The 12,626-nt window shown below is 58.2% G+C and carries 8 protein-coding genes; 4 read left to right on the forward strand and 4 right to left on the reverse strand.

Annotation, left to right across the window (positions count from 1 at the left end):
• Positions 1-11 precede the first annotated feature (11 nt).
• The 4 genes from JTF07_RS16595 to JTF07_RS16610 all read left to right on the forward strand — a co-directional run bounded on the left by JTF07_RS16595 (position 12) and on the right by JTF07_RS16610 (position 5,386).
• The gene (locus tag JTF07_RS16595; protein ID WP_204235324.1) at positions 12-2,483 is read left to right on the forward strand and encodes a protein kinase family protein; all 2,472 of its coding nucleotides are present in this window, start codon (positions 12-14) and stop codon (positions 2,481-2,483) included.
• 208 nt (positions 2,484-2,691) lie between these two features.
• Entirely contained in the window at positions 2,692-3,687 is a 996-nt protein-coding gene (gene trxB / locus JTF07_RS16600; protein WP_204235325.1) for a thioredoxin-disulfide reductase, read from the forward strand.
• Between the two features lie 141 nt (positions 3,688-3,828).
• A complete protein-coding gene (trxA, locus tag JTF07_RS16605; RefSeq protein WP_204235326.1) occupies positions 3,829-4,146 on the forward strand; it encodes a thioredoxin in 318 nt (105 codons plus the stop codon).
• A gap of 151 nt (positions 4,147-4,297) precedes the next feature.
• Positions 4,298-5,386, forward strand: a complete 1,089-nt coding sequence (locus JTF07_RS16610) for an N-acetylmuramoyl-L-alanine amidase (protein ID WP_353843999.1) — start codon at positions 4,298-4,300, stop codon at positions 5,384-5,386.
• A 3,326-nt stretch (positions 5,387-8,712) separates the two neighbouring features.
• Here JTF07_RS16610 and JTF07_RS16615 read toward each other — a convergent pair.
• The 4 genes from JTF07_RS16615 to JTF07_RS16630 form a co-directional block, all read right to left on the reverse strand.
• A complete protein-coding gene (locus JTF07_RS16615) occupies positions 8,713-9,783 on the reverse strand; it encodes a ParB/RepB/Spo0J family partition protein (RefSeq protein WP_353844012.1) in 1,071 nt (356 codons plus the stop codon).
• A gap of 667 nt (positions 9,784-10,450) precedes the next feature.
• A complete protein-coding gene (locus JTF07_RS16620) occupies positions 10,451-11,347 on the reverse strand; it encodes a ParA family protein (protein ID WP_252199917.1) in 897 nt (298 codons plus the stop codon).
• Between the two features lie 66 nt (positions 11,348-11,413).
• On the reverse strand, positions 11,414-12,052 hold the full coding sequence (gene rsmG / locus JTF07_RS16625; protein ID WP_204235330.1) for a 16S rRNA (guanine(527)-N(7))-methyltransferase RsmG: 639 nt from the start codon (positions 12,050-12,052) through the stop codon (positions 11,414-11,416).
• The gene (locus tag JTF07_RS16630) at positions 12,045-12,626 is read right to left on the reverse strand and encodes a Jag family protein (protein WP_204235331.1); all 582 of its coding nucleotides are present in this window, start codon (positions 12,624-12,626) and stop codon (positions 12,045-12,047) included. Before JTF07_RS16630 ends, rsmG begins: the two co-directional genes overlap by 8 nt.

The raw sequence follows: 12,626 nt of genomic DNA on the forward strand, positions 1-12,626 counted from the left end.
TCGAAGCCCCTATGGAGGTGGTCACCCTGATCGATATCGAACCCGGCATGGTAGTTGCCGGTCGTTACGTCGTATCAACGGTCGACCGTCGGTGGCTCGAGGACAATCCACAGGCGGGCGCCGTGTGCACGGCCCTTGACGCCATTCTCGACGAACCCGTCCTCATCCACGTCGCCGATGCCGACGGGTCCACGGATGTTCTCGAAGCAGCGCGACGGGTCTCCATCCTCGGCGATCATCGCATTGCCCCGACGTTGGACGTCGGTCATGCGAACGGACTCGACTATGTCGTGTCCAAGCGCATTGCCGTCACCTCGCTCAGCGAGATCCTGCCCAAGTCACCGCTTCCCATCGATGCCGCCCGCGCTCTCATCGGCGAGATCGGAACAGTTCTCGTCACGGCTGCCCGACGCGGCCTGTTCCACATGTTCCTGCGTCCGAACACGGTGGGCATCACGACCAAGGGCACCGTCCTGGTCTCCGGCATCGGCATCGATGCCGCTCTGGCGCTGGGCACCGGAGTCATCCGCCCCGAGGACTACACGCCGACGAAGGCATCTCGAGAGGATGCCCTGGGCCTCATCCGGCTTTTCTACGCCGCCGTCACCGGCTACTGGCCCACCGATGAGCCGTTCAACGGCATCCCCGCAGCAGGACGCGAGAATTCCCGCATTGCGAGGGCCAAGAGCCTCAATCCCGAGATCTCCAACGAACTCGATGACTTCGTCAGCGGCATCCTCACCGGGACCGATCCAGGACCTGGCTCGGTAGCCGAAGTACTGGGCTACCTGGACGAGTGGGATGCCGAGCTTCTGCGCTACGTCAACCGTGCTCCGGTACCCGACAACGACAGTGTCTTCAACCATTCGCCTCGCAGCTTCGACGAGGCGACGAGCCTACCTGCACCACGATCAACGTCGATGGGTACGTCCACTGCGAACACAGCCAGCGACGATCAGGTCAAAGCGGCTCTGGTTCGCATCGGCATCACCCGTCCGGGAACTCGCGGACTGGCTGTGGGAGTCGTCGGCAAGACGACGGGGCAGTATGCCGACCGTATGCAGATGCGTGAGGCCTCGAGCTTCCCGATCGGCAAGGATCAGCTCGACAACGCCACCCAGGACTGGGAGGAGTGGGAACCTGAACAGACCTATTCGGAGTACTCCGCATATGCCGACCACGAATATGACGAGAATCTGACGTCTCCGATCATGAATCGTGACGCCCAGGATTCGGACCCCGACACCCAGGCCATCGACGTGGTGTCTGAGGACGACCTTGACGAGATCGAGGACGATAACGATACCCGCGTCATCATGGATGACGAGGACGACGGGTCGTGGTTCCTCGGCGGAATGTTCGAGACTCATGAGCAGCAGCGCGAGCATCAGCTGCGCGAGTACGAACGCGAACGACGCATCGCCAAGGCCAAGGAAGACGAAGCACGCCGGCGCATCGCCGCGCTCGAGGCCGCCTCGACATCCAAACGACAAGAGGCGAACCCCGTAACGCCACCCAAACAGGTGCGTAGGCTTTCGCCCACTGCTGTCGATGAGTCACCAACCGATTCGTCTCGTCCGACCGCGCCCGTTGCCGCAGTCTCGCCCAAGCAGAGGTCGGACGACAGCTCTGGAGCTGCATCGGCCGGAACTGCTGGCGTCGCAGGGACTGCCGCTGTCGGGGCAGCTGGAGCTTCCAAGTCCTCTGACTCCGGGAACAAGAAGAAGACTTCAAGCACAACACAGTCAGCTTCCGCCGGAGCAGCGACAGGTGGTGCGGGTGCCGGTGCATCCGGCGCTGCGGCTACTGGCGGTTCAGGTGCCGGTGCGGCAGCAGGCGCTGGATCTGCCAACAACGATGGCGACCCGAATGGTGATCCGGCGAGTTCGCGAAAACCGTTCGCCTGGTTGGTCCTTGCGCTGATAGTCATCGCGGCCATCGTGATCTCGATTGCGGTCTTCAACTTCACTTCCGGCGACGACGAGCCTGAAACGGTAGCCGAAACCTCGGCCCCAGCCAAGACTGAAGACGGCAAAGACAAGAAGACAGAAGAGCCCAAGGCAGATCCGCCGAAGATCGATACGGTCAAGGCGTTGGACCCCGAGGGCGACGATGAGGAGAACGACGACAAGGCCCAAGACGTCGTCCCCAATACGGACGGGTCGTGGCGGACCGACCGCTACAATTCGGCATCGTTCGGCAACCTGAAGTCCGGCGTTGGACTGCACTTCGAACTCGAAGACAAGACTACGGTGAAGGAAGTCAAGGTCAAGTCCTCGAACTCGGGCGGGTCCTTCGAGATTCGCAATGGTTCCGATCCTGAAGATGCGAAGAAGGTCGGCGAGGGCAAGTTCGACTCCGACGGCGTCACCATCAAACTCGATGATGACGTTGAGACGGACAACCTGATTCTCTGGGTCACCGAGCTTCCTCAAGACGATGGCGGCTTCCGTGCCATCATCAACACAGTCGACTTCAAGTAAGAGGCCGGTCCAGGCCTATGGTCCTCGCTGACCCTGGAAGACATCAGCCTGAGAGATCGACACCGGGTCTGGGAGTAGCGGGGCACATCGTTTCAGGCCAGATGCGGAATAGTCGCAACCGCCGTACCGTTACACGTACGATAGTCAATCCGTGCCGCCATCGAGCGGGACTCTGAGTACACAGCGAGCAGAAACAGGGAATTTTCACATGACTGATACACAATTGGTGATCATCGGGTCGGGTCCGGCCGGATACACCGCGGCCGTCTACGCGGCTCGTGCGAATCTGTCGCCCGTGGTCATTGCAGGTTCTGTGACAGCAGGCGGTGAGCTCATGAACACCACCGACGTTGAGAATTACCCCGGTTTCCCCGCCGGAGTGCAAGGTCCAGAACTCATGGAGAGCATGCGCGAGCAGGCTGAGAAGTTCGGCGCCGAGGTGATCTACGACGACGTCGCAACCCTCAAGCTGGAGCCCGGTGCCCATCAGATCGAGACTGCGCTGGGAGCCAGGTACACGGCTCAGGCAGTCATCCTCGCCACCGGCTCGGCATACCGCGAGCTCAACCTTCCCAATGAGAAGAAACTCTCTGGCCATGGAGTCAGCTGGTGTGCCACCTGCGACGGGTTCTTCTTCCGAAACCAGCACATCGCTGTTGTCGGCGGGGGCGACTCGGCCCTCGAAGAGGCAACATTCCTCACTCGATTCGCCTCCAAAGTAACCCTCATTCACCGTCGTCAAGAGCTTCGGGCTTCGCAGGCGATGCAGGATCGGGCAGCCGCCGATGAGAAGCTCGAATACCTTCTCGACAGCGAAGTCACCGAGATCCACGGCGAAGACTCACTCACTGGTCTCACAGTCCGCAACACTGTCTCAGGCGAAACGGCTGAGCTGCCGGTCACCGGTTTGTTCGTGGCAATCGGCTCGGATCCCCGCACCAGTCTCTTCGCCGATCAGCTCTCGCTGCGTTCCGATGGCTATCTCAACGTCGAAGGGCGAACCTCCAAGACCGCTGTCGAAGGCGTCTTCGCTGCGGGCGACGTCATCGACTCCGTCTACAGGCAGGCCATTACGGCTGCGGGATCAGGCTGCTCGGCAGCCCTCGATGCCGAGCACTACCTGGCCGATCTCGATGCAGTGACAAAACAGGCCGAGGCCGTAGCAGCCGAGGCTTCACAGGCCCCAGCACCAATTGCGTCCTGACAGACACCAGTCGACTGACACCGACTGCCGCTGAACACACGCTTCACCTGACCCACCGAAGGTCTACGCGCGACGGGCGGGGAATGAAATCTGCGCAACGGCTGTTTCCGCTAGAGAACATTGTTAAGAGAAAGGTTGCTCATGTCGACAGAAGTCACTGATGCCACGTTCGAAGAGACCGTTTTGAAGTCCGACAAGCCAGTGCTCGTCGATTTCTGGGCTCCATGGTGCGGCCCTTGCCGCATGGTCAGCCCGATTGTTGACCAGATCGCTGAAGAGAACACCGAGAAGCTCAAAGTGGTCAAGGTCAACACCGACGAAAACCTCGAGACCGCGAGCAAGTACGGAATCACCTCGATTCCTGCGCTCTACGTCTTCAAGGATGGTGAGGTAGCAAAGAGCATCATCGGCGCACGCCCCAAACCGGCGCTTGAGGATGAGCTCTCCGACTTCATCTGATCATGTTCTAAGGCGCCTGTTGTACGATCAACAGGCGCCTTAGGTCTATCCAGATGGCAGACAGGAACACGTTCAGAACTTCGCACAGCAGATTGGCATCGCATTGACTCACAACCCACACCCGCCGTTTTCACGCGGGAAAAGCTCTGAGGTGCTACCCAACATCAAATCTCAGATGGCTCGTCTGGGGCTCAATGTCGGTCAAGCCGAATCTGTCGAGTTCGATCGGACCTTCGAACTCGCCGTCCGGCAGTTCCAACAGGTGCGGGGGATTCTCTGTGACGGTGTGATGGGCACAGAGACCTTTTCAGAGCTCGAACGGGCTCGGTATCAACTCGGTGACCGTGTGCTCCGCTATGACCCTGTGAGAGTCCTTACAGGGGACGATGTGCTCAGACTGCAGCGCACCCTCGCCGGTCTCGGGTTCTACGCGGGCCGCATGGACGCAGAGTACTCAGCAGTCACTGACGCCGCCGTCAAAGAGCTGCAGATGAGTCTCGGCACCAAGGTCGACGGAGTAGCAGGACCACAGACATTGCGTGGACTCGACGCAATTGACCGCAAACAGGACACCGGGAATCTCTTTGCTCTTGAAGAGCGCGCCCGAGTTGCAGCAACTGGGACCTCGCTTGCCGGACGCACCTTCGTCATCGAGGCTGCAACTACAGTTGTAGATTTCGAGACTCTTCCAATGACGGATACCCAAGCGGACACCGAACGGCGTATCACCACTGATATAGCAACTCGCCTTGCCGGACGACTGGAGGCTGTCGGTGCAGGAGCGGTCCTTCTCGCCGGAGATGCCGTCGAGGTCAACAAGGCCGACCAACTCGGTGCCTCCGCCGTCATCACAGTCACCGCAGACGTCAACAAGTCCAAAGACGCAAACGGAATCGCAACCTTCTTCTTCGGGCACGAGACCCACTCCGACATCAATTCCCCGACCGGCGCACGTCTGGCTGAACTCATTCAGAGCGAACTCGCTGCCCGTACGGGAATGAGAGACTGCAGGAGCCATGCTCGCACTTGGTCGTCTCTGAAGCGGCTCCGCACTCCAAAGGTTCACGTAGTCGCCGGCTACCTCACTAACGCGGATGATCTCGATAACCTCGAGGACGCCAACGTTCGAGATGCGATTGCTGACGGCATCGCGGCTGGCCTTCAGAGACTATACGTGCGCGAGGACTCTGACCCCGAAACGGGGACCCTCAGCCTCGCACAGATTAAGGCGTACAGCTAAAAGCTCAGTGCCTGACGTTTCACGTGAAACGCGTGTTCGAGAGACCTCAAACTTCGAGAGACCTCGACGCAGCTTGGTAGTCCACGCCTGTTCCGACAGTGGCTGCGATCGAGCAACTCCAACCACTCGCAGATTGCTGTCCTCTTAGCCTGAAGACTCTTCGTTGCGTCGTGCCCGCGATCCTGCGTTGTGCCCGCGATCTTGCGTTGTGTATCGCAACATACGCATTTTCGTTAAGCCGGGACGATCACTATCGCGATCAGCGAAACGGTACACAGACCCATTTGTCACTCGCCCCCGTTCAGCACGGTTAAAGGCCATTTCGCGAATACGGCGCACCAGCCTGGATCCGAGGAGCTGATCTTTAAACGTCAACTACTCGGATTCGGTCAACTTGGTCACCACCGGCACTCCGCTGTCAGTCCGGTTCGCGACCCGTACCGTGTCAAGCGACAGCACTACTACGGCGAATCCATTCGGTGCACCGATGACAACTCGCCGCACGAGTACGGAACCATAGATCGATGCTGCCCAAATTGATCTACCGACTGACCCGAGAGAGGTTTCACGTGAAACATGCATCGACTACAACACACGGGCGGCGAGTCTGAGTCCAAGAACGCCTAGCAAGTAGTCCAACCCAAATCTCTGCATCGAGGGATGGCGGTCTCTGAATGCGACGAGCGAGCATCGACCAATCTAGCCTCTCCATACAGCAACACGACGACTGAGCATCTGCGAACGTCGTTAGGCGACTAAACGCTGCACGAGATAGCTTCCGTTTCACGTGAAACCTCGGCCCACACATGAGGACAAAACCCTATTGATCACGAACACCGTTTGCCTTAGCATCTCGGCAGCCGAATCGGGGTTCACAACCGATGATGGCTACTCGACCGGGGCAGAGTTGCCGATGCGGAACACACCAGACCAAGGAGCGACTTGTGCTCACTCCAAGGACGAGCCAACGCTGAACTGTGTGATCGAGGCGGCCTGTTCACCAATGTTTCACGTGAAACTGCACTGCCTGCCTACGGATGACAATGTGCGAGTCGGCACTCGGGTAGGAGTTCGGTGGTAGACGGCGACTGCCCGAGCTAGGCACGAGGAACAGGCTTCTGGACGTTCCGATGAGTTGCCACTAATCCTGCATTCGTCGGTCATTTCGCGAGCGAACCCAGATGGAAACTCATACTCGTCGGATGCGCGCCGACAAACGGTAGTGAGCCAAATGGTTCCACGTGAAACATAAACAAGTCCCAATCGGGACTGCGGTGTATTGGACCGCGCCCAGCGACAATTGGGGCTACTTGCGCAAGCAGTAACCGAACTGAGTACTGATCGCAGCGAATGCGCTGCACCTCAGCCGCATATACGGCAAGCTTGCTCTCTGACGAGCTATGGGCACTCACCGCGAATCGACGGGCGGTTGGGCGCGAGAACTGGTCGACACTCAACTCCTGAGGCAGCCCCTCGTCGGTGTTGTTTCACGTGAAACGACTAACAGAATACTGTCGGCATCTTCCATAAGTGCACACCTTGAAACTAGTGGACGGCGTTTCATAGGTCGTGCTCGGTTGTCAGATTCACAAGCGCGAAGAGTCTCAACCGCGTAATGGAACGTCGTTGAGAACCGACCACATATCCATCCCCAAGCAGGAGCAACAGCTGCTGGTCGCTGACGCGGATGACACCTATATATACGATCAATCGGCAGAAGGAGACACAGAACCCAACTTTCAAGACAGGATCCTCATCGATAGTGGCGAAACACGAAGGGTCGACGATCGGAGAATAGGTATCCGTTTCACGTGAAACAAGAGCCGAAGGACAGCACGGTGAACGACCAGCGAACCTGGGTCCGACTCCAGCCATCGCCCATGTTCAGAGTTCGCCAACCCGTAACCCCGCATTCGCGAGCACGATGACCACACATGTACTCCCGACCCTCAATCAAACCTTCACGGCTGACTCACTGTAGCTGAGGTTGCGTTGAAGAGGTGAACGACCCCGCAGCAACGAGTATGCCGATGGAGAATGTGATGCGGCCCGCTTCACGGGGAACTATCATCTCCCGCGGACCACTGCGCTCACTGCCGAGGTACAACCTTCAAGTTGGCCATTCGGAAAGCCATCCCCTTACCTGGAAGGCACTCTATGTTTGTGCTGGCAATTCCTTACCGAGAATTTGCCGCTGAAGTGCACATCTTGCGCACCCCCTATCGGGAGTCTCCAACCATGCTGGCCTCGGGACTATTGCAACCGATGGGAGCCTCCTGCCTAGTTGGGAGTAACGACACTATTGATCAGTGGTTTCACGTGAAACCTCTTCGAGAAGAAGAAGATTGTCATCAGCCACCCAGTAGTCGAGGTTCAGGCAAACGACCATATGCGGAACTCCTACTTGGAGCTCCTTATGCTGCAAGAATCCTTCACGATCGAAGCCGCACGCCTGAAGTTCAACACTACCGGTCACTTTCATATCGATCTCGCCACTCGACTACCATCCGCTGCTTGACAGTACAAGGTCTTGCCTGCATAATCGCCAAACGGCGAATGGAATGGTGGATGTTTCACGTGAAACCAACGGCCATCGCCCGCCTAGCAGACACATGTAGGACCGGATTCGACAGTGCCGGCATCGGGGTCATATGCCGCGGAATTCGTATCCTCGCTCGTCAACCCTGGTCAACAGTTGGATACGGAAGGCCCGGTTCGTCCTTAACAGGGACCCCTACTACCGACTTCACGCTATCCTGCGCACCATGAGCAGATACGAATCACCCTTGGCCTCGATGCCCGGGCAATCGGAGTGTTCCGTGGTTTCACGTGAAACAAGTGCTCCGGAGTGTACGCACGTGGGTGTCGATGCAGATGAGGTAGATCCATCGCTGAGAACGAATCAACCACCATGGCAGCCGCATGACGAAATCACGCTGACCCGCCTCAACGAGCGATGACACATTGGCCGACACGTGGAAGCTTTGAGAAACTCAGCCACGATTGCCGAACGATGACCAGTGGATAACGTGAAACAACCGTGAAAGGACGGACCGGACGCGCCGGCCTGACGACCACGGGTGGTCTTCCCCGACTACCCAGACCATGCGGGAGGCCAAATACGGAGGGCCCGATTCTCAGGTGCTCGGGGTGACAGTCAACGGACCCAAGAGCCGCGTCACACCCTCACGGAATAGGGACCGATCAACTACCGACATGAACTGCCTACACCGACACCACAAAGTAGCAACTCTTGAATACAAGTTGGGCGGGTGACGATGAACAATGTCATCATCACCCGCCCAACTTCAAACGACCAGAGGCAGCTATTCCGCCGGCGCCTCAACTCCAAGCAAGGTGAGGATGCGATCGAGATCGTCTTGGTTCGCGAACTCCACGCTCAGCTTGCCCTTCTTCTTTCCGACCGTGATGTTGACCTTGGTGTCAAGACGATCGCCCAGGCGTTCAGCAACTTCAATGAACTGAGGGGCAACACGGGTGGTTGCACGTGAAACATTCATCGAGTCGCCACGGTTAAGAAGTACTACAGCTTCTTCCGACGCTCTCACAGAGAGGCCCTCAGCAACTATGCGCTGAGCAAGAATCTCCATGTGCTCCGGTTCGCGAAGACCGAGGATCGCACGAGCGTGTCCTGCCGATATGACGCCAGCAGCTACACGCCGTTGGACCAACGGGGGCAACCGAAGCAGGCGAAGCGTATTGGAGATCTGAGGGCGAGAACGTCCGATACGTTCGGAAAGCTCCTCCTGTGTGCACCCGAAGTCCTCGAGCAGCTGGCCGTAGGCAGCAGCCTCTTCCAATGGGTTCAGCTCCGCTCGGTGCAAGTTCTCAAGCAGAGCATCCCGCAAGAGGTCTGTGTCATCGACGTAGCGAATGATTGCAGGGATGGTTGAAAGACCTGCGTCTTTCGTCGCCCGAAGACGACGTTCGCCCATGATGAGTTCGAAGCGTTCGTGATCGCTTGGCTTCTGCCGGACAACGACCGGCTGCAGCACACCGATCTCGCGGATGCTGTGGACAAGTTCACTGAGCTGATCTTCGTCAAAGAAGGTACGTGGCTGACGAGGGTTGGCATCAATACGGTCGACGTCGATCTCGCCGAATTCCGTATCAGGGATCGAGTCAACTCCGGCAGTCCCTGTATCCTCGTCCGGTACTGAGTCCTCGTCTTCGTTAACGGAGGCTGGGCTCGACGAGGCCGTCGAAGGCGTCGAGGCTGGATCTACTTCATCTGTAGTTGCCGGGTCGTCTGACGCGGTCTCTTGTCGAGCCTCATCGAAGATCTCATGACCCGACCTGTACACCCCGGGATGTGTCTCCAGAACATCGTCGGCCAGTGTCGACTCCTCGTCCTTTTGATCCGCGGTCAAGTCCACGGGTGTCGCTTCGACGTCGGGCTCAGCAGTACCAACGCCAGAAACCTCCAAACCAGCTGTGCCGGCGAACTCCGATTCAGGAGTCCGATCGACACCGGCAGTCGCGGGTGCGTCCCTCTTCGCCTTGGTGTTCGAAGCACGGCTTGCAGTCTTGGTTGCTGTCGAGGTCTGAGCACTCGATTCCGCAGTCGCCGACTTCACTGAAGAGCTTCCTGTCGCCATGGTGTTCGCTGCGCTGGTTTCGGCAGTTGCGGACTTCGTCCCTGAAGCGGCCTTCTTCTTCGTCGTCCGAGACCCGGCAGGCTTCGAGGAGGTTGACCCAGTTGCTTTCTTCGCAGACGCACTCTTGGCTGGCCCACTCTTTGGAGCCGTGCTCTTAGAAGTGGTGCTCTTCGACGGCGACGACTTAGGCGCAGATGCATCCGCCTTAGCGGTCTTCGAACTTGAAGACGTGGATGAAGATCCGGCCTTAGGCTTACGCCTTCGTGAGGACTGCATGGAGGCTGCAGGATCCGTCCGAGCGGACCGAGGTGCTTTCGGCTCTTCCGAGGTCTGCGTGGCCTCTTCAGGCTCGCCACCGGAGAAGAACACGTCAACTGGTCGATCGCTCGACGCCGCATCCGGAATCAAAGCGCCTAAGCCACGACCCAATCCACGCTTCCTGCGTTCAGCCACGATTTACTCCTCGTTGTGCGATTTCTTCGGCTGCTTCCCGATAGGACAAAGCGCCACTGGAATGGGGGTCGTACGAAATGACAGTCTGTCCGTAGCTCGGAGCCTCTGAAATGCGCACAGAGCGTGGAATCGAGGATGACAGGACCTGCTCGGGGAAATGAGTCCGGACGTCATCCGCCACTTGGGCACTGAGGTTGGTCCGCCCGTCATACATCGTCAGAAGGATTGTGGAGATCGACAATTTAGGATTGAGATGCTTCTGGATCAGCTGAATATTCTTCAGCAACTGGCTCAAGCCTTCAAGCGCATAGTATTCGCACTGAATCGGGATGAGCACTTCACGGGCGGCGACGAAGGCGTTGACTGTCAGAAGACCTAAGCTCGGGGGGCAGTCCACGATGACGTAGTCCACTCGGCTTCCCGCAGCCGCCTGTTCATCGAGATAGACATTCAGGGACCTCTGCAGGCGCTGCTCTCGGGCGACGAGAGACACCAGTTCGATCTCGGCCCCGGCCAGATCAATGGTCGCCGGAACACATTTGAGAGTCTCGAAGTCCGGGCACTGCGCTACAGCTTCACGCATGGGTACGTCATCGATGATCACATCGTAGATGCTGGTGACGTCCGAATAGTGGTCAATGCCTAGAGCGGTGCTGGCGTTGCCCTGGGGATCGATGTCGATGAGCAGGACGTTGAGATTCTGATTCGCCAGTGCAGCGGCGATATTCACAGCGGTCGTGGTTTTCCCGACGCCGCCCTTCTGGTTGGCGATCGTGAAGATCCGGGTAGAGTCTGGTTGTGGAAAACTCACCTGCGACAGTCGATCGGCGCGTCGATTGTCGCGCGCGATTGCAGCACCTATGGGAGACGACTCGTCCATGATCGGCATTCGGCGCACTCCATCATCCATTGGTTTCACAAAGCTATACTCAGCCTAGACCAAATCTACTTCGTACTATTTCTTGACTATCTCGACGACACGGCTAGGCACTTCGAGGATTCCGCCGTCGACGATGTGAATCTTCGGCTGAGACAGTCGGTATCGCTTCAGCAGCTTCTTCGTCTTCGCCAGTTCAGCCTCGACAGAGGCACCTTTGAGCGCGAGGATCCGTCCATCAGGGCCCATCACTTCATGAGTCCATTCGATGAGAGTCGTCATCGCCTTGACCGCCCTCGATGTCACAACAGTGAACATCTCCTCGTCAACGAGTTCCTCGACGCGGGCTCGGACGATACGAACATTGTCCAGTTGAAGATCGTCGACGACCATCTTCAGCCATTCGACCCGCCGCTCCATCGGTTCGATGAGGACCACGGCCGCTTCAGGACGAAGCAGGGCGATCGGAATTCCTGGCAGCCCGGCGCCACTGCCAACGTCGCCGACGACATCACTGTCATCGATGAACTCAGCCACAACAGCACAGTTGAGGATGTGTCTGGTCCAGAGTCGGTCGATCTCGCGGGGACCGATCAGTCCCCATTCGATTCCAGTAGTCGCCAGATGCTGCGCATACCGGGTAGCTGCGGGATAGGCGGCCCCGAAGAATTCTTCGGTACCTGCCGGGGGAATTTCGAGAGCGGAAATGTCAGTCATGGGCAGGACGGACGAGTACGTGCCGGCCGTCACCCTCACCTTCGGACTCCGAAACCAAACCGGCCTGAGCAACCTGGTCGTGGATGATCTTGCGCTCAAAGCTGTTCATGGGTTTGAAGGCGAATTCATTGCCCGATTCTTTGACGTCCTCGATCGCGCGCTTCGCCTGCTTGATGAGTTCGTCGCGACGGCTGTTGCGGAAGCCATCGATGTCGAGCATCAGCCACGATCGCTGACCTGTGCTGGTCTGGACTGCCAACCGGCTCAGCTCCTGGAGTGCGCCGAGGGTTTTGCCGTCTCGGCCGACCAACGTGCGCAGGTTGGAATCATCGTCGTCTTCGCAGACGATCGACAGTTGTGCGCGTCCGTCTCCGACATCAATGTCGATGTCGCCGTCGATGTCGGCAAGGTCCATCAGTTCTTCGAGGTAGTCCGCTGCGATCTCGCCCTCTTCTTCGAGGAGCTCGGCTCTCGTCGGCTTCGCATCTCTTTCGACGCCGCTGTCTGCGGCACCTGCGTCGGCAACCTCATCGACGGTCTCTTCAACAGTCGTGTCGACATTCTCTTCAGTCAT

The organism is Brevibacterium sp. RIT 803 (assembly GCF_016892625.1).
GTDB lineage: Bacteria > Actinomycetota > Actinomycetes > Actinomycetales > Brevibacteriaceae > Brevibacterium.

What these genes read in the sequence shown, in the direction of transcription:
- JTF07_RS16595 (WP_204235324.1), top strand. Translation starts at nt 12, where the DNA reads ATGGAGGTGGTCACCCTGATCGATATCGAACCCGGCATGGTAGTTGCC.
- trxB (WP_204235325.1), top strand. Translation starts at nt 2,692, where the DNA reads ATGACTGATACACAATTGGTGATCATCGGGTCGGGTCCGGCCGGATAC.
- JTF07_RS16620 (WP_252199917.1), bottom strand. Translation starts at nt 11,347, where the DNA reads ATGCCGATCATGGACGAGTCGTCTCCCATAGGTGCTGCAATCGCGCGC.
- JTF07_RS16630 (WP_204235331.1), bottom strand. Translation starts at nt 12,626, where the DNA reads ATGACTGAAGAGAATGTCGACACGACTGTTGAAGAGACCGTCGATGAG.
- trxA (WP_204235326.1), top strand. Translation starts at nt 3,829, where the DNA reads ATGTCGACAGAAGTCACTGATGCCACGTTCGAAGAGACCGTTTTGAAG.
- rsmG (WP_204235330.1), bottom strand. Translation starts at nt 12,052, where the DNA reads ATGACTGACATTTCCGCTCTCGAAATTCCCCCGGCAGGTACCGAAGAA.